We start from the raw sequence: 21,104 nt of genomic DNA, 5'->3' as shown, positions 1-21,104 counted from the left end.
ATTCGCTTATGGGTTCTTCAGTGTTTGACATCACGCGGAATGGGTGGCGGGAACATGTGCCGCGCTCGCCAGCTTCGCTGCCTCGATGGCCTGCAGCAGTTGCGCGGCAGCCGAGACGGCGATGACTTCAGGCGACTTGTCGACGATGCCGTCCACGCCGAGCGGGCAGTTCATGCGCGCGATCTGCATGGGGTCGATGCCGCGTGCGGCGAGCCGGTGCTCGAACTGCTTGCGCTTCGTGTGCGAGCCGATCATGCCGAAGAACACGAAGTCGCCGCGGCGCAGGATGCGCTCGGCGAGATCGAGGTCGCGCGAATGATCGTGCGTCATCACGATGAAACTGGTGCCGGGTGGGGCGGTGTCGACGGCTTCGTCGGGCGCGTCGTTGGCGTCGATCGCGACGTTGGGCGCGCCCAGCAGCGCGAATGCCTCGGGCGTCGGAAACGCGGCGTCGCGCTCGTCGACCCACAGCACGCGGCAGGGCAGCGTGCCGAGCACGCGCACGAGCGCCGCGCCCACATGGCCCGCGCCGAACAGCACGACGGGAAAGTCGTTCGGCGCGATCGTCTCGGTGAGGAGCAGTGTGCCGCCCGTTTCCCAAAGCAGGCAGTCGGGCGCTTCCACGCCCGCTTCCGGCTCGGAGAGCATGGCCGGATCGGCTGCGGTGCCTTCGCCCTCGGGGCTCCCGTTCCGCGAGGAGCGGAATGATACGCTACGCACGGTCGACGCGCCTGCCGCGAGGCGGCGCGCGAGCGTGGCGAGCCAGCCCAGATCGGCTACGTCGAGGCGCTCGAACGCGAGCACCACGGCGCCGCCGCAGCACTGGCCGAGGCTCGGCCCGAGCGCGAGGCGCTCGAGTCGCCGCGCGTGCGGCGTGCGCATGCCGTCGCGCAGCACCTGGCGCGCGATTTCAATGGCCTTCCATTCGAGGTGGCCGCCGCCAATGGTGTGGCGGGCCGCTTCGCGCGTGACGATCATCTTCGTGCCGGCCTCGCGCGGCGCCGATCCCTCGACGCGCGCAACGGTGACCAGCACGGCGGCGTCGCCGTGCGCGAGCAGTTGCTGCAAATCGGAAAGCCAGGCTTGCATCTGGCGGTTCTCCCTACGGGGCGGCACGTTGTAGCCTGTGCCGCCAGTTAATTTTCGTGGCCTTGTTTCGACCGCGCCTCACGGTTGGAGCGTGTGAAGCGCCGCGGGTTCGCTCGCTCGCAGCGCTTCCAGCGCATCGAGAATCGCTTCGGGCGTCGCGGGCGCGCGCAGCGGGGCAGCCTCGCGCGCCTCGGGCACTGCCGCGCCCACGGCGTCGCGAATCGCGAGAAAGACCGAGAACGGCAAAAGCAGGGGCGGCTCGCCCACGGCCTTCGAGCGGAACACGGTAGGCTCCACATTGTCGTTGCCGCCGCTGCGATACAGCTTCACGATGAACGCCTCCGGCGTGTCGCTCACCGCCGGGATCTTGTACGTGGACGGCGCGTGCGTCATGAGCCGCCCGTCGCGGTTCCACCAAAGCTCCTCGGTCGTGAGCCAGCCCATGCCCTGGATGAAGCCGCCTTCCACCTGGCCGAGATCGATGGCCGGATTGATCGACTGGCCTGCGTCGTGCAGCACGTCGGCGCGCACGAGCTTCCATTCGCCGGTGAGCGTATCGACGACCACTTCCGAGACCGCCGCGCCATAGGCGAAGTAGTAGAACGGATGGCCGGTGAGCGTGCGCGCGTCCCAATGCACTTTGGGCGTGGCGTAGAAGCCATCGGACCACAATTGCACGCGCTTCATATACGCGAGTTCGACGAATTCTGAAAAAGCGATCGCCTGGCCGTTTGCCCGCACGAGGCCCCCTTCGAACGCGACATTTTCGGGCGCGCCGCCGTATTGTGCCGCCGCGAACGCCGCGAGGCGCGCGCGGATCGTGAGCGCAGCGTCCTCGGCGGCCTTGCCGTTGAGGTCGCTGCCCGTGGACGCCGCCGTGGCCGACGTATTGGCCACTTTCGACGTATCGGCGGCGCTCACGCGCACGCGTGCGAGCGGCAAACCGAGCGTGCCCGCCACGACCTGCGCGACCTTGGTGTTGAGCCCCTGGCCCATTTCGGTGCCGCCGTGGTTCACGAGCACGGAGCCGTCGCGGTACACATGCACGAGCGCACCCGCCTGGTTCAGATGCGGCACGTTGAACGAGATGCCGAACTTGACCGGCGTGAGCGCCATGCCGCGCTTGAGCACGGGGCTCGTGCGGTTATACGCGTCGATGGCCGCGCGTCGTTCGCGATAGCGGCTCGACGCGAGCAGATCGTCGGTGAGCGGCGCGAGCACGTTGTCCTCCACGCGCTGGCCGTATGGCGTGACGTCGCGCTCGCCAATGCCGTAGTAGTTCGCGCGCCGCACATCGAGCGGATCGCGGCCAAGCGTCCGCGCGATTTCGTCGAGCATGACCTCCATCACGAGCGCACCCTGCGGGCCACCGAAGCCGCGAAACGCGGTGTTCGACTGCGTGTTCGTCTTGCAGCAGAGCGCGACGATTTCGACGTCCGGAAGATAGTAGGCGTTGTCGAAGTGACAAACCGCGCGCGTGGCGACCGCGCCAGAAAGATCGGCGGAATAGCCCGCGCGCAGCGCGATCTCCACGCGCGTGCCGAGGAGCCGTCCTTCGTCGTCGTAGCCCGCTTCGTAGGTGTAGAGCGCGTCGTGGCGCTTGCCGGTGATCATGAAGTCATCGTCGCGATCCGCGCGCAGCTTCACGGGGCGCCGCAGCTTGTGCGCCGCGAGCGCGGCGACGCAAGCGAACAACGCCGACTGCGATTCCTTGCCGCCGAAACCGCCGCCCATGCGCCGGCATTCGCAGCTCACACGGTGCGCGGGCCAGCCTAGCAGATGCGCGACGACTTGCTGCATCTCGCTCGGGTGCTGCGTCGAGCTATAGACGAGCATGCCCGTTTGCTCTTGCGGCAGCGCGTAGGCCACCTGGCCTTCGAGATAGAACTGTTCCTGGCCGCCCACGGTGAACGTTCCCGCGAGGCGATGCGGCGCCGCGGCGAGCGCCGCGTCGGGCGCGCCGCGCACCAGGCGCAGCGGCGGCAGCACGTAGTGCTGGCGCTTGCGCGCCTCTTCGATACTGAGAACAGGTTCCAGCGGCTCGTAACGAACGACGTCATCGCTTGCCGCAAGCGCCGCGGCGCGGCGCGCGAGTTCGTGGCTCGTGGCGATCACCGCGAACACGGGCTGCCCGAGGTACTGCACGACGTCGCTTGCGAGCACCGGGTCATCGTGCACGACGGGACCGCAGTCGTTTTCGCCGGGGATGTCGGCGGCCGTCAGCACCGCAAGCACGCCCGGCGACGAGCGCACGCGCTCCAGATCGAGCGCGACGATGCGCGCGTGCGCATGGCGCGCGAGGCCGAGCGCCGCGTGCACGGTGCCGTGCAATTCGGGGATGTCGTCGGTGTAGCGCGCCTCGCCGCTCACATGGGCGTCCGCCGACTCGTGCGGCAGCGGCGCGCCGAGCGCGTGTTCGTGTGCGTGCTCATCGCGTTGTTCCTGGCGCATGACGAGCGGTTCGGCTTGATCGTTCATGGCGTGACTCCGGCGGTTGCGCTGTCCTGATCATCCCGGCCATCGTCGTCGCCTTCGGCGAAGGCGAACGCGTTGACGTCACACAGCGCGAGCGGCGCATCGTCGCGCGTTTCGAGCCAGCAGCGCCACAGCAGGTTACGTGCGACCTTTAGACGATACGTGCCGCTCGCGCGCATGTCCGTGAGCGGCCGATAGTCGGTGGCGAGCGCTTCCATCGCGCGCTGAACGCTGGTTTCGTCCCAGCGTGCGCCGCTAAGCTGCGCCTCGGCGAGCGCGGCGCGCTGCGGGATCGCGGCCATGCCGCCGTAGGCGATGCGCGCGCTCGCGAGTGTGCCGTCCTCACGCACGTCGAGTGCAAACGCGGCGCACACCGCTGAAATATCCTGGTCGTAGCGCTTCGAGACCTTGTAGGTGCGAAAGCGCAGAGTCGGCGCGGGGCGCGGCACGCGGATCGCTTCGACGAATTCGCCCGCTTCGAGCGTGTTCTTCTGATAGCCCGTGTAGAACGCCGCGAGCGGCAGCGTGCGCACGCGCGCCGCGCGGCGCAGCACGAGCGTGGCGTCGAGCGCGAGCAGCGCGGGCATCGAGTCGCCGATCGGCGAGCCGTTCGCGACGTTGCCGCCCAGCGTTCCCGCGTTGCGAATGGGCAGCGAGGCGAAACGCGCCCACAGTTCCGCGAGTTCCGGGTAGTCGATGGCGAGCGCCGCGTAGGCTTCTTCGAGCGGGACCGCCGCGCCGATCGTGAGCGTCTGGGCGTCGCGCGAAACGCTCTTCATTTCCTCGACGTTGCCCGTGTAGATGAGGTCGCCCAGCTCGCGAAACTGCTTGGTGACCCACAGGCCGACATCGGTGCTGCCCGCCAGTACGCGCGCGTCAGGATGCGCGGCACGCAGCGCCGCGAAGGCTTCGAGCGTGCGCGGCGAGTAGAAGGTGCTTTCGCCGTGTGCGGCGCCCCGCACATCGGGGCCGTGATATTCGAACGTGCGGGTGCGCTGCAGGGCCCGCAACTGGGCTTCGACGCGAGTGCGATCGAGCGCCACGCGCGGGTGACAGGTTTCGTCGAACATGCGCAGCGCCGCTTCGATGATCGGCCGGTAGCCGGTGCAGCGGCACAGATTGCCCGAAAGCGCTTCGTTGATCTCTTCGCGAGTCGGCAGGCCTGCGCCGGCGGGCTGATTCTCGTAGAGCGCCCACAGGGACATAACAAAGCCCGGTGTGCAGAAACCGCACTGCGAGCCGTGGCAATCGACCATTGCCTGCTGAACCGGGTGCAGCGCGCCATTGGGCTGGCGCAGATCTTCGACGGCGTAGAGCGCGCGGCCGTCGAGGGTAGGCAGGAACTGGATGCAGGCGTTGACGGCCTTGAGCACGAGACGGCCTTCGCCGTCGAGTTCGCCCATGACGACGGTACAGGCGCCGCAGTCGCCCTCCGCGCAGCCTTCCTTGGTGCCGCAGGCGCGCAGATCCTCTCGCAGATGCTGAAGCACCGTGCGCGTGGGAGGCAGGCCGCGCACTTCGTGCACGGCGCCTCGGTGGAGGAAGCGGATGGTTTGCGTTGTCATGGTGAACCCGGGGACATTGCGGATCAGGCGCGCGTTACGAGAGGGGCGCGCCAACACCGGCCTCGCGCACGTAGATCGCCATCCAGTTCCGAAGATAGCACCGCTCGCCGCAGGAAAGTATTTCCCCCGCTAGATGGGGGTTATGTGACTTGGGTCATGAAGCCGTCACGGCGCGTATGGCGGTGCGCAGCCGTTGCATGCGGCGAACGCGCCTGGATGGCCGGGATGATGCGGGAGTCGTGCGCGATTCGATGTTGCTGCGCAAAGCTAGCGCTCGAATCGCGCTGGCGGGGCGCGCCGCCCGATGGTTGGGCGGCGGATGAGGCGCGGGAGTTTGGGCGGGCGCGGGCGCGCCGTGCCCAATAGCCGGTTAGCGGCGGATGCCGGGCCACGACACCTGGCGGCGCCGGTTGCGCCACAGACTCAAGGTCACCGCCAAAAACGCGACGATGAACGCGAGCAGCGCCCACATCGGCATGGTCAGGCCAAGCGTCGCCGGATAGGTGGTTTCGCAAAGGCCTTGCACCTTGAACACGCCGGGCAGCCAGTGCGCGAACGGCAGGCTGTCGACAATGGGCTGCAGCGTGTCGAAACCGCAGCTGTAGCTCGGGAACGCCTGCACCCACACGAGCTTCGCGGCCGCGACCGCGCCGCCTGCCGCCGAAAGCGCCACGAGCGCTTCGAGCACGCGCACGCCGCGCCAGCTCGTCATGCGCGCGCCGAGAAAGGCGAAGACCGCGATGAGGACCAGGAAATAGCGCCCCAGGATACACAGCGGGCAGGGGTCCTGATGCTCGACATACTGGAAGTACAGGGCGCCGGCGAGGAGCGCGAGGCAGATCAGGCCAAGGAGGACCAGCAGGCCGCGCTCGCGGCGCAACAGCGCGTTATCGTCGTTCATGAGGCTCGTTTATTGGCTCGTTCGTTCGGGTTGTCTGGCGCAGCGACCTGGCGGTTTCTGGCGGCTGCGACGGCGTGACGGGATTCTAGCGCGAAGGTCGCGCGCGGCGCGGACGTGTCCTTGCTCGCGCGCAGCGGTTGTTTTGAGCGACTGGCGCTCAGGTCAGCGTAGCGGTGCGAGCACCGCCTCGACGCCGCGGCCAATGGCGAGCAGCGCGTCGTCGTTGTCGGGCGCGGCGGCAAGCATCAGCCCGACGGGCGCCGCGCCATAGTGATGGCATGGCAGCGACAGCGCGCACGCATCGAGGAAGTTGAACGCGCTCGGATTGCGCAGCACGAGCGCGTTGGTGCGCGCGAAGACATCGTCGTCGGCGGTGAGCGGCGCGACGGGCGGCGGCGCGATCGGCACGGTCGGCGCGATCACGACGTCAAAGCGCGACCAGAGCGTGGCTTGGGCCTCCTCCATGACCGCCGCGCGCGCGGCGATCAGATCCAGATAGTCGGCAGCCGTAGCGTGTTCGCCCTTCAGGATGCGCACGAGTACGCGAGGGTCGTACTGATCCCGATGCTTCGCAATCAGCTCGCGATGCCACGCATACGCCTCCATCGGCGAGAAGCCGATGCGGTTGATTTCGCCGAAGCGCTCGAAAGCGGCAAAGCGGACTTCGCTCACGATCGCGCCGGCCGCATCCAGATGCTTGAGCGCCGTATCGATCGTCTCCGCGACTTCGGGGTCCACGCCGTCGGTGACATAGTTGGTGAGCACGCCAAGGCGCACGCCTTCGAGGTGGCGCGCGGCCGGCACACGCGGCGCGAGCCCGGCGAGCACGCGGTCCACGAGTGCGCAGCATGCCACCGTGTTGCCGATCGGGCCGAACGAGTCGAGCGTGGGGGAGAGCGGTACGCCGCCCGTTTTCGGAATGCGCCTCGCGGTGGGTTTGAAGCCCGTGAGGCCGCAGAACGCGGCGGGAATGCGGAGGGAGCCGCCGGTGTCGGTGCCGAGCGCGGCGGCGGCCATGCCGTCCGCGACCGAGGCCGCCGCGCCCGAGGACGAGCCGCCCGCCACGCGCGCGTCGCCCGCCACACCGCGATGCCAGGGCGAAAGCGGCGTGCCGTAGTGCGGATTCAGGCCGAGCCCCGAGAACGCGAACTCGCTCATGTTGGTCCGGCCGACCAGCACCGCGCCCGCGTGGCGCAGCCGCGCGACGGCGGCGGCGTCCTCCTTGGCTGGCGCCGCATTCGCGAGCGCCGTGGAGCCGGCGCGCGTGACTTCGCCCGCCACGTCGAACAGGTCCTTCACCGAGACGGGGATACCCGCTAGCGGCGACAGCACCGTGCCGGCCGCGCGCAGGCGGTCGAGTGCGTCGGCGGCGGCGCGCACGCGCTCTGCGTCGACGTGCGTGAAAACAGTTGCGCCCTGGCCCGCCGGGTCGGCGATGCGCTCGAGTGCGGCTTCGGCGAGCGCGCGGCTCGTCGTGCGGCCTGCGGCGAGATCGGCGCCGAGTTGGGCGAGGGGAGGGAACGGCGTGAAGGTAGTGGATGCGGATGTCATGGCGGCAAAAAATTCGGTCGGTGCGCGGCGGCGCGGGCGGGCATTGCCTGCGAGGGTCGCATCATTGTAGGTCGGCTTTTTTCCTTGCGTGCGATTTGGCTCACGCCGTGCATCGGGTAACATGCGGAGATTCGATAGCAATTTGTAAGGAAAGACCTTCATGCATCAGGGAATCGGCTTCATTCAGGATCTGGCAGTCGTGATGGCGCTCGCGGGCGTTGTCACCGTGCTGTTTCATCGCCTGAAGCAGCCGGTCGTGCTCGGCTATATCGCGGCGGGCGTGATCATCGGGCCGTACACGCCGCCGTTCCAGCTCATCCACGACGAGCAGACCATCCAGACGCTCGGCGAGCTCGGCGTGGTGTTCCTGATGTTCTCGCTCGGGCTCGAGTTCAGCCTGCGCAAGCTTTTCCAGGTGGGCGCGACCGCCATCGTCGCGGCGCTTTCGGAAATCGTCCTGATGCTGTGGATTGGTTACGAGATCGGCCGTGCGTTCGGCTGGGCCACAATGGATTCGCTGTTCCTCGGCGCGATTCTCGCCATTTCCTCGACGACCATCATTGTCAAAGCGCTCTCCGATCTCGGCGTGAAGCGCGAGCCGTTCGCGCAGCTCGTGTTCGGCATCCTGATCGTCGAGGACATCCTCGGCATTGCCATGCTCGTGCTGCTGGGCGGCATTGCGCAGACGGGCGAACTCTCGCCGGGCATTGCGCTCATCACGCTCGGCAAGCTGCTGCTCTTCATGCTGGTCTCGCTGCTCGCGGGCATTCTGATCGTGCCGCGCGTGCTCGGCTACATCGCGCGCGTGGGCAACGACGAGATGCTGCTCGTTTCGGTGCTGGGCTTTTGCTTTGGCTTTTGCCTGCTCGTCGTGAAGCTCGATTATTCGATCGCGCTCGGCGCCTTCCTGATCGGCGCGGTCATGGCCGAGTCGCGGCATCTGCATCGCATCGAGCATCTCGTTGCGCCGCTGCGCGACGCGTTCTCCGCGATCTTCTTCGTGACGATCGGGCTCATGCTCAACCCGCTCGTGCTGGTCGACTACGCGTGGCCGATCGCCGTGATCTCGATTGCCGTGGTGCTCGGCAAGCTCGTGTCGTGCGGCCTCGGCACCTTCCTCGCGGGCCGCGACGGACGCACCGCCATGCGCGTGGGCATGACCGTCTCGCAGATCGGCGAGTTCTCGTTCATCATCGCCTCGCTCGGCCTCACGCTGAAGGTGACGAGCGGCTTCCTCTATCCGATCGCGGTGACGGTCTCGGCCATCACGACGCTCACCACGCCTTACCTCATCCGCATTGCCGACCCGCTCTCGCAGCGTCTCGCGCGCGCCATGCCGCCTGCCGTCTCGAACGTGTTCGGCATGTACAGCCAGTGGCTGCGTTGCCTGATGCCGCGCTCGGACGGGCCCACGATCTTTTCGCTCACCAGGCGCATCGTCGTGCAGATTGCCGTGAATCTCGCGCTCGTCTCGGCGATTTTCATCGGCGTTTCCTATGGCGCGCGTTACGCGGCGCCGTTGCTGGCGCAGTGGATCGGCGACGAGCGCATCCAGCGCGTCGTGCTCTGGAGCGCCGCGCTCGTGCTCGCGATGCCGTTTCTCGTCGCGGTATGGCGCAAGACGCAGTCGCTCGCGCTCCTGCTCGCCGAAGTGAGCGTACAGCCGGAGAAGGCGGGGCGCTTCACGCGCGCGATCCGTCATGTCATTGCGGAACTGGTGCCCGTGGTGTCGATGTTCGGCGTGTTCCTGCTCGTGGCGGCGCTTTCGGGGACGATCCTGCCGCCTACGGGTTTCCTCATCGGCGTGCTGGTGTGCGCCGCGGCGCTCACGATGCTGCTGTGGCGCTGGTGCGTGAAGATCCATGCCTCGATGCAGATTGCGTTGCGCGAGACCTTCGACGAACGGCCGGATGCCTGACCTCGCCATTGCGAGCAAAGGCTTCGCAAGTGGCGCGCCTCGCACGCCGGTTTGAGCCGGTTCATGTGTGACGGGATGTGAGCAATTGTGCACGGGGGTGGCGGCGATGTGCCGCGCGACGGATAATCGAACCTTGTTCATTCGTTCGCGCGCCGCGCGCCTGACCCCACGTCATGAGCGATAACAAATCAGACCATCCCGAGGTCCCTGACGGCGCAAGCCGTCCTGCCGATGCCGGTCCTGCCGGCGCCCCCTCGTCCTCTCCTCCCGCCGGCTCTCCTGGCGCTTCTGCTGGTTCTCCCTCTGCATCGACCGCCGCTTCACCTTCAGCTTCGCCCACTGGGGAAGCCGCGCAACGCGCTTCGACCGATGCGCCCGAAAGCGCTTCGGCCGTCACGCCCGGCGAGTCGCCGAAGCAGGCGCCGGCCGGCACCACGCCGAGTATCCCGATCGAGGAAACTGCCGAGGCCGGCAAGTCCGCGCCCGCGCCGGCCCCGCATACCGAACCGGCAAGCGCTGACGAGGCGGCAACGTCTGCTGCGCCGCAACGTCCTGGTGCTGCGCCTGCGGGCTTCGGCCAGGCGCCCGACTTCTCGGCGCATCACCCTCCGCCGCCCGGCGCGATTCCGCCGGAACCGCCGCGCTATTTGCGCGCGAGCGATTCGGCTTGGGCGATCTTCGGCCGCATCGTCGCCGCGCGTGCGCGGCAACTGTTCGATCGCGCCGGTCAGCGCATTACGCAGCGCACGCTGCGCATTGGCGTCTCGGCGCGGATCTTCCACCCGGAGCCGGGCGCACAAGGGCTGCGCGGCAAGACGCTGCAATACCTCGAGGAATCGATCGCACACTGGGTGATGTCCCGGGGCGTCATCGTGTTCATGATCCCGACGGTCGGACACGAGGGCATGCTGCATCCGAGCAATATCCGCTTGCGCGATTACGCGAAGCATCTCGACGGTCTGCTGCTCCAGGGCGGCGCTGATGTCTCGCCGCAGACGTATGCGGAGATCTCGCCACGCCCCGAATGGCCGGGCGACCGCGTGCGCGACATGTACGAGCTCGAACTGCTGCATGAATTTGTCGAGTCGGGCAAGCCGGTGCTGGGCGTGTGCCGTGGCTGCCAGCTCATCAACGTGGCGTTTGGCGGCACGCTTTATCAGGACATCGCGTCGGACGTGCCGACGGCCGGCGTGCACGTGAGCGAGCATTACGACCAGCATCGCCACGCGGTCACATTCCCGGAGGGTTCGACGTTCGCGTCCATGTTCCCCGGGCGCCGCGAGGCCATCGTCAACTCGATTCACCATCAAGCCGTGAAGAACCTCGGACGCGACCTGACCGTCGAGGCTGTTTCGGCGGGCGACGGGCTCATCGAGGCGGTGCGTTACCGGCGCTCGCCGTTCGTCGTGGGTGTGCAGTGGCACCCCGAATTCCATCGCGCGGGCGGCGCCGAACTGCTCGATTGCACGCCGCTGCTCGACACCTTCTTGCGAGCCGCGCGCGAAACGCGCTTTTGATTGCAAACCACGGGCGAAACGCAACGCGTCAAAGCAACCCGCAGCAACCCCGCTCAGGCCGCGCGCAACTTGCGCGCGGCCTTTTTATTTCGCTCATCTGCTTCGGCGTCCTACGCGCCTTGCATCCTTTCTGTTCTTGATCGGCGTGCTTCCTACGTAAGATTCGTCCTAATCTTCCGATTCCACTGCTTATCCAAAATTAAACGTCGTTTTTGAGATTTCCCGGCGGCGATAATGAAGGGTTACTGAGAATCCTGAATGGAATAGGCAGGTATGAAGCACTCAATCACGTTGCGTCGTGTGATGCTCAGCGCCGCAGCGCTCATGCTGCTCCAGCAGGGCACGACAGCATGGGCCGGCATGCCGGCCGACGCGGCGAATGCGGCGAACGCCGCCGACATGTCTGGCGCAGCCGCAGAGCGTGTGCCGCTGGCGGGTAGCCGCCCCTCGCTTGGCAGTTTGACGCCGCAGCCAGCCGGTGCGTTGCCGCCGTCGAGCGGTATGGCCAACGCGGGTGAGCAGGCCAGCGCCGGCGCCGTGCAAGGCGACGTTGCCACGCTTATGCAACTGATTCACGACGCCCAGCTCGTTGAACTGCGTACGACCTATAACGCGAGCTATGGCGCGAGTCTCTTCTTCTATCCACCGGAGATGACGTACTACGTCGTACTGTTTCAGGACAAGCACTTCTGGCGCGTGATCCGTTCGCAGGACGAAGCACGTGCAGAGGCGATCTATGCAGACTTCGTGCGCCAGACCGAGCAGCTTTCCCAGGTAGAAATACGCCGTACGGAGCTCGAGGCGCAAAAGGCGTTCATCGAGCGCGTGATCGCGATGTCCGAAGAACGCGCGCGCCGTCTGCAGGCCGATCTTGCCATCGCGCGCACGCAGCAGGCGCGAGTCGACGACTACCAGCGCCAGGCGCAGGGCGACGCAGCCGCGCTCAATGCACAGAAGGCACAGGCACAGGCGCAATTGCGCGAATTGCAGAGGCAAGTGGACGCACTGCAGCGCGCAACGGAGGCAGGACTGCCCGGGGCGCGGCGCTGAGCGTTGCGGGGCGGCTTTTCGCCCTACTGGCGGAGCCCCTTTCCTGCAAACAACAAAAAAGCCCGGCAACTGCCGGGCTTTTTCTATGGTGTAACGGAGGGCGGATCGGCGCATTAATTACTTTGCGAATCGGTCCGGCACCTCGGTGATACGGCGTTGCGAAACGTGATTCACCCATTCCGTACTGTCGGCAGGCACGGCAGGCGAACTCGATACGCGTGCCGGCGCGTAGGTTTTCGCATAGGAAAGGATGGACGCGTATTCATCCGCGGGATTCGCGCCGGTTTGCCGTGGCGAATAGCCTTGCGCTTCCGAGTAGGCGCCATGCGTGCGATGCGACGTCACCGGAGCGGCTTCACGATATGGCGCAAACGCGCGGATGTCGCGGCGCGGGCTCGTACCGCGTTCTGCAACGCGCTGACCGCTGCCGCGCTTGACTGCAAGCACGTTGCCGCGCGTTTCGCGCTGGACCAGTCTCGCGGCCGATGTGTGCTGCGTGCGCGCTCGCGCGGCGAAATCGGGTTTCGCGTGTGCTGGCACCACGGCCTGCAAAGGCGTGCGAGTACCGACGACGGTCGTTTGGGACGCCTGCGCGAGCACAGCGACCGGCGCTTGCACCGGCTTCTCCACCGAGCGAGGCAAGATCGCGCCAGGCGTCGGTGCAGGAGGGCTCGTCAGATTCACTGCCTCGGAGGTAACGCGCTCGTGCTGTGTGCGCGCTTCGGCAAGGCGCTGCGACGTGTCTTGACCCGCGCTCGCAGTGGGGCGTGGGCTCGTGTTGCCGGTTGCGCCTGTTGAATCGTGCGGTGCATGACTCGCCACGATCCATGCGAGCAGTGCGGCGCCGCCAATCGCAACCGCGCCGCCAGTGAGCTTGCGTTGCTGAAACGGCGGTATGTGGTTTGGCGTGTGGCCTGGCGAAACTCCAGGCATGCTCCGCGCGTTTGCAGCGCGCCCGGCTGGCGGATTACCGGCGGCTTCCCGCGCGACGGACCCCATGGAAGCAGCCGGCGCGACAGGCGCAGCAACGGGCCTGGGCGGCGCAGCGGGCCGGTGATTGTTGCCCCAGCCTACCGCGGCACGAAATGCCTCGGCGCTCAGGCAAACCGTGCGCATGATGGCCGCGTAGAGCGCGCGCAGTTCAGTGCGCAGACTGAAATGCGGAGGCGTTAGCGCCCATTCCCGGCCAAACGAAGCGGGCAAGCGGGCAAGCGGGCGAATGTGCGGCAACGCGAGCGCGCCTTCGACCTGAACGAACGGAAATGTGGACATCGTCTCTCGCAACCCTGATTTGGCGACGGCGCCGGGCGGCAATGTCATCGGCGGCGCGCGTTGATGGGCCGCCTGCGGCGCGTGTAATTAAACGGATGGCGCTGATGATGACCGTCACCATTCCGCTCTTCTATCGGAAATGTCTGAAAAGCCGGAGACCTTTGCGCCAGGCCGCGGGTGCGTCTTACGCGCCGTTGAGCCTGTACACGTAACGCAGCGCTGTGATGTCGATACCGCCCATGCGGTCGGGTTCGGAGCCCGAATAGGTCCAGCCCTGGCGCTCGTAGAACGTGATCGCGGGCGTGTTGCCGTCGAGCACGTACAGGTAGAGCTGCGTCTCGCCCTGGGCGCGCGCCCAGTCCTGCGCAGCACGCATGAGCCGCTTGCCCACGCCGATGCCCTGATGCGCCGGCAGCGCATGCAGATTGTCGAGCAGCACGCCCCACGGGGAGCCCGGCTGGCGTTCGACGCACACGAAGCCCACGGCCGCACCTGATGCCAGCTCGGCGATCAGAACGAGACGCCGGTCGCCGCCTGGGGCTTCCATGCGTGCGCGCCAGTAGGCCGAGCGCTCGGCGTCGACTTCGCGTTCGAGAAATGAGGCGGGCAGCAGCGCGCGATAAGTGGCCTGCCAGCTTGCGGCGTGCATGGCGGCGAGCAAGGGCGCATCGGCAACGGTGGCCGGGCGCAGTGTGAGGGTGGGGATTTGGGTCATGCGGATGGATGACGTGTGGACGTCCGGATCAAGGCGCGCGTCGGGGGCCGCGTGCCGAGCCCTGCTGCAAAGTATTGTGCCCCAACCGAGGGCACTCGCGGCAGGCTCGCCAAATATGAAAGCGCATAGAACGGAAAAAGTAATAAATATGAAAGATATGGCGATCATTGACGCTTTTTGCTGGCCTCTTTTAAGGAAATGCCCGAATATCTGACTCCCGGCGCGTACCGCACAATAAAATGCCCGCGCGCGCGCCCGCGCGACCCTCGCTTTACCGCAGGTGATTGTTTTTCACTGTCCCGCGAGCCGCATTGGCTTCCCGGACGGTCTCTTCAGAGAGTGTCATGTCTACCGCGTCCCACGCATCCCCAAGCGAATCAAAATTCCGGACCGTTTTCCGCGTCGTCAGCGGCAACTTCCTGGAAATGTACGATTTCATGGTCTACGGCTATTACGCCTCGGCGATCGCCCGGACCTACTTCCCGAGCGACAATGCGTTCGCTTCGCTGATGCTCACGCTGTCCGTCTTCGGGGCGGGCTTCCTCGTGCGTCCGCTCGGCGCCATCATCCTCGGCGCGTACATCGACCATCACGGCCGCCGCAAGGGCCTCATGCTCACGCTCGGCCTGATGGCGCTCGGCACGCTAGCGGTCGCCGTCGTGCCCGGTTACGCAACCATCGGCATACTCGCGCCGGCGCTCGTGCTGGTCGGGCGCCTGCTGCAGGGCTTCTCGGCGGGCGTGGAACTGGGCGGCGTATCGGTTTATCTCTCCGAGATCGCGACCAAGGGCAACAAGGGTTTTTATGTTTCGTGGCAGTCGGGCAGCCAGCAGGTCGCCGTGGTGTTCGCCGCGCTGCTGGGCGTGCTGTTGCATCGCCTGCTGCCCGTCGAGCAAATGACGAACTGGGGCTGGCGCGTGCCGTTCCTCATCGGCTGCCTGATCGTGCCGTTCCTGTTCATCATTCGCCGCTCGCTCCAGGAAACGGAGGAGTTCGCGAAGAAGAAGCACCGTCCGTCGATGGGCGAAATCATGGCGTCGATGGTGCAGAACTGGGGCGTCGTGATCGCCGGTATGGGCATGGTCATCATGACCACCGTGTCGTTCTATCTCATCACTGCCTACACGCCAACCTTCGGCAAGGAAGTGCTCCGCCTGAACGAAATCGACACGCTGATCGTGACGGTCTGCATCGGCTTGTCGAATCTGTTCTGGCTGCCGGTTTCCGGCGCGGTGTCGGACCGTATCGGCCGCCGCCCGATGCTGATCACCTTCACCGTGCTGACGATCCTCACCGCGTATCCGGCGGTGCAGTGGCTCGTGGTCGAGCCGTCGTTCGGCCGCTTGCTCACCGTCGAACTGTGGCTGTCGTTCCTCTATGCCTGCTACAACGGCGCGATGGTCGTGGCGCTCACGGAAGTCATGCCCGCCGACGTGCGTACCGCCGGGTTCTCGCTTGCCTACAGCCTCGCGACGACGGTTGGCGGCTTCACGCCGGCGATCGCGACTTACCTCATCCACGTGAGCGGCAACAAGGCTGCGCCGGGGGCGGTGATGGGCGTGGCGGGCGTATGTGGCCTCATTGCGACGCTCGTGCTCTATCGCACGCCGGAAGCGCGCAATCAGTACAAGGCGGCTTGATTGGGTGAAGCAGTAATCTCGCAATGCCAGCAATAAAAAACGGGGCGCTTAGGCGCCCCGTTTTCTTTGTGCCGCGTGTTGCGCTGATTACGCGTCGCGCAATTCACGCGCGACCGTTTCCACGACGTCCGCCCATGCGTGCGGGCGCGGCTGGCGCACGAGCCGCGCGCGCGGGTACCAGGGGCTTTCGTCGGTATCCGCGAACCAGCGCCAGTCGGCGGCGAACGGCAGCATGGCCCAGAGTCTGGCGCCAAGCGCGCCCGCCAGGTGGGCAATCGACGTGTCGATCGACACGACCGCGTCCAGACGTTCGATGACCGCCGCGGTATCCGCGAAATCCTGCAGCTTGCCGCCAAGACGATGGATCGAGCGCGAGCGCGGATGGGCGTCGAGCGCCGCGTGTTCGGCTGCGCTGAGTTCGGGCTGCAGCACGATCCAGTCGATACCGTCGAGTGCAAAGAGCGGTTCGAGCGCGGCGAGCGCAACGGCGCGGTTCTCGTGCTTCTGGATGCGTCCGGACCATGCGAGTCCGATCTTGCGGCGCGCCTGGCCGCCCAGCGAGCCGCGCCATTTACGCCCGTAGGCGGGACTGGCGTTGAGGTAGGGCGTGCGCGCGGGCAGCGTGTCGATGCTCGTGCCGAGCGCGAGCGGCAGCGAGAGGAGCGGGCAGTGCAGGTCGGCGGCGGGGCGTGGCGCGCCTTGCTCGATGAGCGTGACGCGCCAGGCTTCGGCGGCTGGCGCGATGAGCGGAACGAGCGCGCGCTGCACTTCGAGCACGACGCGCGCGTTGCCTGATTGCGCCGCGGCCGCCGCGACGAGCGGCACGAAGCGCACGAACTGAAGCGTGTCGCCGAAACCCTGTTCGGCCTCGATCAGCAGTGTGCGCCCGTTCAGGGGCTCGCCATGCCAGCGCGGCAGCGTGTCTTGCGGCGTGCGGGGCGCAATGGATGCCGCCCGTGCGTCCACTGGTGGGGGCAGCGCATAGCCTGCGCCGCGTGGTGCATTGGCATGCGCCTCGTCGCGGGCGGCCGGATCAAGCCGCCATTCGTATTCGGGCAGTCCACGCCGGAAGTCGCCGAGCGTGAGCCACGTGAGCGCGCGATTCAAATGCGCGGCGGCCAGATCGGGGCGCACGCGCAGCGCTTCGTCGAAGGCGCGCAGTGCGGCCGCATGCCGGCCGATTGCGTGATGCGCCACGCCGAGCGCGAGCCAGGCGAGCGCGAATTTCGGATCGAAGCCGATCGCCCGCTCATAGGGTCCGATGGCTTCGTCGTGGCGGCCGAGCGCGGCAAGCGCATTGCCGAGCCCGAAGAGGGCCGGCGGGAAGTGGGGCTGCAGCGACAGCGCCGTTTCGAAGGCGGCCACGGCTTCGCGGTGATGGCCGGTCGCATCGAGCGTGTTCGCAAGATTGAAGTGTGCGGCGACGAAGCGCGGCTGCACGCGCAGCGCCTTCTGGAAATGTTCGATCGCGCTCGCGCTGTCGCCAAGGGCGTTGAGCGACATGCCGAGGTTATTGTGCGCCCCCGCGTGGCCGGGGCGGATCTTGAGCGCGCGGCGAAACGAGTCGGCGGCTTCGGCATGGCGGCCGAGCGCGTGCAGCGCGTTGCCGAGATTGTTGTGCGACGAGGCGTCGCCGGGCTGCAGACGCACGGCCTGGCCGAACGCGTACATCGCGTCCTCGTGGCGGCCGATCGCCGCGTAGGCGTTGCCGAGGTTGTAGTGCGCGAGCGCAAAAGCGGGCGCGAGCGTGAGGGCGTTGCGAAAGCGCTCGATCGCGCCCTCGAGTTCGCCGAGCGCCTTCAGCGCGTTGCCCAGATTCAGCTGGAGCGCGGCGTCGTCGGGGCGCAAGGCGACCGCGCGGCGCACGAGGTCCGCGGCTTCGGCGTGCTGGCCTCGCTGATGCCGTAGCACGCCGAGCAGATGCAGCGCATCGACGTGCACGGGATCGGCGGCGAGCGTCGCGCGATAGTCGCGCTCGGCGTCGTCCAGCCGGCCGTCGCGATGTGCGGCGTACGCGCGGACAAAAAGCTGTTCCATGACTGAAGAAGCAAAACGATCGAGACACAAAGGCGGCATTTTCCCACACTCGCGGACCTGCTCCCGAAGTTCGCCCGAGTTTGACGGGAATCCGTTGCTGAACTAACATATGAACACCTGTTCATATGTATTGTATGTAGCCATGACCCCAGTTTCCGACGACGAGCGTGTCGTCCCGCTCGCCGACCTGTTCCGTTTGCTCGGCGACGCTACGCGCTTGCGCATCGTGCTCGCTTGCGTCGAGGGCCGGCTTGCCGTGGGGGCGATTGCCGACGCGCTCGGTTTGTCGCCTTCGCTCGTGAGCCATCATCTGCGGCTCCTGCGCGGCGCGCGCATCGTGCGCGCCGAACGCGAGGGCAAGCAGGTGTTCTATGCCGCCGCGGACGCGCATATCAGCGCGATGATCGCCGGCATGCTGGAACACGTTGCCGAGCCTTCGGCGCAATGGCAGGAGGGCGCATGAGTGCCGCCGACCACGAGCATGCGCATGACGCCAAAGGCGCAGGGGAGCACGAGGACAAGGGCGAGCATGGCCACGATCATGCGCATCACGACGCCGGCGCGCACGACGCTCACGCGGCGCAAGGGCACGGCCATCAGCACCATCATCACGCACCGGTTGCGGGGCATGGCCGCGCGTTCGCCATCGCCGTCGCGCTGAACGTATTCATCGTCGTCGTCCAGACGGTGTACGGCGTGCTTGCCCATTCCACCGCGCTGCTCGCCGACGCCGGCCACAATCTCTCCGACGTGCTCGGCCTGTTGCTCGCCTGGGGCGCCGCGTGGCTCGCAACACGCCGTCCGTCCGCGCGCTTCACGTTCGGCTTTGGCAGCTCGTCGATTCTCGCCTCGCTCGCCAACGCCGCGTTGCTCCTTCTCGCGTGCGGCGCAATCCTCGCGCAGGCGGTTGGGCGCCTGCTCCATCCTGCGCCGGTCGCGGGCTTCGACGTGTTCGTCGTGGCGACCATCGGCATGGTGGTCAACGGCTTTTCGGCGTGGCTGTTCATGCGCGGGCAAAAGGACGACCTGAACATTCGCGGCGCCTTCCTGCATATGGCCGCCGACGCCGGCGTGTCCGCCGCCGTGGCCGTGAGCGGTCTGGTGATTCTCGCGACCGGCCGCAGCTGGATCGATCCGCTCATGTCCATCGCGGTCGTGCTCGTGATCGTGTACGGCACCTGGGGGCTGCTGCGCGAGTCGGTGCGGCTCGCGCTCGCCGCAGTGCCCGAGAACGTCGACATCGTGCGCGTGCGCAGCTTTCTCTCGCAGCAGGAAGGCGTAGTCGATGTGCATGACCTGCATGTCTGGGCGCTTTCGACCACGGGCTGTGCGCTCAGCGCGCATCTCGTGATGCCGGCGGGGCACCCCGGCGACGCCGCCCTCGATCGCATGGTCGAGTCGCTCGAAGTGCGCTTCGGCATGCGGCACGTCACGCTACAGGTCGATCTCGGTACGAGCGAGCATCGCTGCGCGCTGGACATGCCGCGCGCCGCGCACAAGCATGCGCACGGCCATCCGCACGCACACTGAAGCGCGGCAATTTGCAGCGCGGCGTGCCGAGCCGTCCAGGCTGCTTTTGATGCGCTGCCGCGCGACCGCTTAAGGCGCGGGCGATACACTACGTATCGTGTCGAGCGCATGGAGGTCTGCATGGCCGTGGCTTCTTCTCTCGCGCCCGTGCTTATCGTGGGCGCGGGGCCCACCGGGCTCGCCGCCGCGATGAGTCTTGCGCGCGCGCATATTCCCGTGCGGCTGATCGATCGCGCGCCGCAGCCAGGACGCCACTCGCGGGCGATCGGCATTCAGGCGCGCACGCTCGAACTGTTCGAGCAGCATCGCGTCGTCGAGCCATTTCTCGAGCTTGGCCACCGCGCGCATATCGCGAATCTCTATTCGAACGGCCAGCGCCGCGCGCGGCTCGACTTCGATCCGCTCTTCACGCGTTATCCCTATTTGCTCTTCATTGAGCAGACCGTTACCGAGCGCATTCTCGCCGGGCATCTCGCGACGCTTGGCGTGGAGATCGAGCGCGGCTGCGAGTTGCTGGAGTACACCCAGGGCTCGGCCGGTGCGAGCGCGGAAGTGCGGCGCCCCGACGGCCGCGTGGAGTCGCTGCGCTGCGCTTATGTGATTGCCGCCGACGGCGCGCATAGCACGGTGCGCCATCGCCTCGACATGAAGTTCGACGGCGAGACGATGGCGCAATCGTTCCTGCTCGCCGACCTGAGCGCGAGCACGCCCTGGTCCGACGACGAATTCCACATCTTCGCCTCGGGCGATGGGCTCGCCGCGCTTTTCCCGTTCGGCCACGGCCGCTACCGCCTGATCGCCGATCACAAGGCGATGCTGCCCGCCGCGCCGGAAGGCACGATCCCCGTGCCCACGCTGGAAGAATGCCGCGAGATCATCCAGCAGCGCGTGCATCACCCGGTGTCCGTCTCGGACATGGGTTGGGCCTCCTACTTCAGCGTGAACAGCCGCATGGTGCGGCAACTGCGCGTGGAGCGCACCTTTTTTGCCGGCGACGCCGCGCACGTACACAGCCCCGCAGGCGCGCAGGGCTTGAACACGGGCATCCAGGAAGCCTTCAATCTGGGCTGGAAGATCGCGCGTGTGCACGCGCGCGGCGCGCCCGAGCGCCTGCTCGACACCTATCACGCGGAGCGTTATCCGATCGAGCGGCTCGTGCTGCAGCAGACGAGCTTCATGACGCAACTGGTGGAGGCCGATCACGGCCCGCTCAAGCTGCTGCGCGAGCGCGTGATGCCGGCGCTCGTCGCGCTCGGGCCGCTGCGCGACGCGGCGCGCCAGGCGGTGAGCGAGCTGTCGATCCAGTATCGCCGCAGCCCGCTTACGCTCGAGCGCGTGCTGGACGGCGGCCCGCGCGCGGGCGAGCGCGCCCCGGACGCTTTCGTGCGCGTGGTGGACGGTCCGCTAGGCAAGGCGCCGGGCAAGGGGCGCATCTTCGATCTGCACGACCCGGCGTGTTTCTCGTTGTTCATGCTCGTCGAGGGCGATGCCGATACTGCAGGCGCGGCGGCAAGAAACGGCGAAGAAGCGGGCGCTACGCTCAAGCGTTTCGCCGAAGCCGTCGAGCGGCTCTTTCCGCAAGCGCTGCGAGTATGGTGGATCGCCGATCTCGCCAACGGCGAGACGCCGCTGGCGGGCGAGGGCGCGGCCTCGCTAAGCGAATCGTACGGGCGCACGCGGCCCGCGTTTTATCTGGTGCGGCCCGACGGCTATATCGGTGCGCGGGGGCGTCCCGCGTCGGACCTCAATGCGTTGCTGCGCCACTGCGAGACGTGGTATGCGGCAGCGGGATTCGCACAGGCGCCGCCGGTCTGAGCGAACCGGCGGCGCCGTGCGCGTGATGC

The 21,104-nt window shown here is 67.1% G+C and carries 15 protein-coding genes; 7 read left to right on the top strand and 8 right to left on the bottom strand.

Annotated features, from left to right (window positions below; all coding sequences use genetic code 11):
- Window positions 1-30: 30 nt before the first annotated feature.
- From xdhC to U5A57_RS22545, 5 genes are all read right to left on the bottom strand, one after another.
- Entirely contained in the window at window positions 31-1,089 is a 1,059-nt protein-coding gene (xdhC, locus tag U5A57_RS22565) for a xanthine dehydrogenase accessory protein XdhC (RefSeq protein ID WP_321913868.1), read from the bottom strand.
- Window positions 1,090-1,167: 78 nt separating this feature from the next.
- Window positions 1,168-3,540: a xanthine dehydrogenase molybdopterin binding subunit gene (gene xdhB / locus U5A57_RS22560; RefSeq protein WP_321913988.1), complete on the bottom strand. Its 2,373-nt coding sequence runs from the start codon at window positions 3,538-3,540 to the stop codon at window positions 1,168-1,170.
- 23 nt (window positions 3,541-3,563) lie between these two features.
- Complete coding sequence (gene xdhA / locus U5A57_RS22555) at window positions 3,564-5,129, bottom strand: xanthine dehydrogenase small subunit (RefSeq protein WP_321913867.1); 1,566 nt, start codon at window positions 5,127-5,129, stop codon at window positions 3,564-3,566.
- A 370-nt stretch (window positions 5,130-5,499) separates the two neighbouring features.
- Window positions 5,500-6,030, bottom strand: coding sequence for a disulfide bond formation protein B (locus U5A57_RS22550; RefSeq protein WP_321913866.1), 531 nt, complete (start codon window positions 6,028-6,030; stop codon window positions 5,500-5,502).
- A gap of 162 nt (window positions 6,031-6,192) precedes the next feature.
- On the bottom strand, window positions 6,193-7,581 hold the full coding sequence (locus U5A57_RS22545) for an amidase (protein WP_321913865.1): 1,389 nt from the start codon (window positions 7,579-7,581) through the stop codon (window positions 6,193-6,195).
- A gap of 160 nt (window positions 7,582-7,741) precedes the next feature.
- On the opposite strand from U5A57_RS22545, the gene U5A57_RS22540 reads away from it, so the two are divergent.
- From U5A57_RS22540 to U5A57_RS22530, 3 genes are all read left to right on the top strand, one after another.
- Complete coding sequence (locus tag U5A57_RS22540; RefSeq protein ID WP_321913864.1) at window positions 7,742-9,499, top strand: cation:proton antiporter; 1,758 nt, start codon at window positions 7,742-7,744, stop codon at window positions 9,497-9,499.
- Between the two features lie 173 nt (window positions 9,500-9,672).
- Entirely contained in the window at window positions 9,673-11,016 is a 1,344-nt protein-coding gene (locus tag U5A57_RS22535) for a gamma-glutamyl-gamma-aminobutyrate hydrolase family protein (protein ID WP_321913863.1), read from the top strand.
- Window positions 11,017-11,289: 273 nt separating this feature from the next.
- On the top strand, window positions 11,290-12,066 hold the full coding sequence (locus U5A57_RS22530) for a DUF2968 domain-containing protein (RefSeq protein WP_321913862.1): 777 nt from the start codon (window positions 11,290-11,292) through the stop codon (window positions 12,064-12,066).
- A gap of 117 nt (window positions 12,067-12,183) precedes the next feature.
- Here U5A57_RS22530 and U5A57_RS22525 read toward each other — a convergent pair whose 3' ends face one another.
- Both U5A57_RS22525 and U5A57_RS22520 read right to left on the bottom strand, forming a co-directional pair.
- Window positions 12,184-13,338 (bottom strand): hypothetical protein, encoded by a 1,155-nt coding sequence (locus U5A57_RS22525; RefSeq protein WP_321913861.1) that lies wholly within the window; start codon window positions 13,336-13,338, stop codon window positions 12,184-12,186.
- A 184-nt stretch (window positions 13,339-13,522) separates the two neighbouring features.
- Window positions 13,523-14,053, bottom strand: coding sequence for a GNAT family N-acetyltransferase (locus U5A57_RS22520; protein ID WP_321913860.1), 531 nt, complete (start codon window positions 14,051-14,053; stop codon window positions 13,523-13,525).
- A 344-nt stretch (window positions 14,054-14,397) separates the two neighbouring features.
- On the opposite strand from U5A57_RS22520, the gene U5A57_RS22515 reads away from it, so the two are divergent.
- A complete protein-coding gene (locus tag U5A57_RS22515; protein ID WP_321913859.1) occupies window positions 14,398-15,693 on the top strand; it encodes an MFS transporter in 1,296 nt (431 codons plus the stop codon).
- A gap of 87 nt (window positions 15,694-15,780) precedes the next feature.
- Here U5A57_RS22515 and U5A57_RS22510 read toward each other — a convergent pair whose 3' ends face one another.
- Entirely contained in the window at window positions 15,781-17,730 is a 1,950-nt protein-coding gene (locus U5A57_RS22510; RefSeq protein WP_321913858.1) for a tetratricopeptide repeat protein, read from the bottom strand.
- A 142-nt stretch (window positions 17,731-17,872) separates the two neighbouring features.
- Here U5A57_RS22510 and U5A57_RS22505 point away from each other — a divergent pair, with 142 nt between their 5' ends.
- The 3 genes from U5A57_RS22505 (at window position 17,873) to U5A57_RS22495 (ending at window position 21,075) form a co-directional block, all read left to right on the top strand.
- Entirely contained in the window at window positions 17,873-18,193 is a 321-nt protein-coding gene (locus U5A57_RS22505; RefSeq protein ID WP_321913857.1) for a metalloregulator ArsR/SmtB family transcription factor, read from the top strand.
- Window positions 18,190-19,260 carry a cation diffusion facilitator family transporter gene (locus tag U5A57_RS22500; protein WP_321913856.1) on the top strand — a complete coding sequence of 357 codons (1,071 nt, stop codon included), beginning with the start codon at window positions 18,190-18,192 and terminating at the stop codon, window positions 19,258-19,260. The genes U5A57_RS22505 and U5A57_RS22500 overlap by 4 nt, the downstream gene beginning before the upstream one ends.
- Before the next feature lie 120 nt (window positions 19,261-19,380).
- Complete coding sequence (locus U5A57_RS22495; protein WP_321913855.1) at window positions 19,381-21,075, top strand: FAD-dependent monooxygenase; 1,695 nt, start codon at window positions 19,381-19,383, stop codon at window positions 21,073-21,075.
- Window positions 21,076-21,104: the final 29 nt, after the last annotated feature.

It is taken from the genome of Paraburkholderia sp. J11-2, assembly GCF_905220185.1.
Lineage (GTDB): Bacteria > Pseudomonadota > Gammaproteobacteria > Burkholderiales > Burkholderiaceae > Paraburkholderia.
This window is presented reverse-complemented; position numbering and strand designations above follow the sequence as displayed.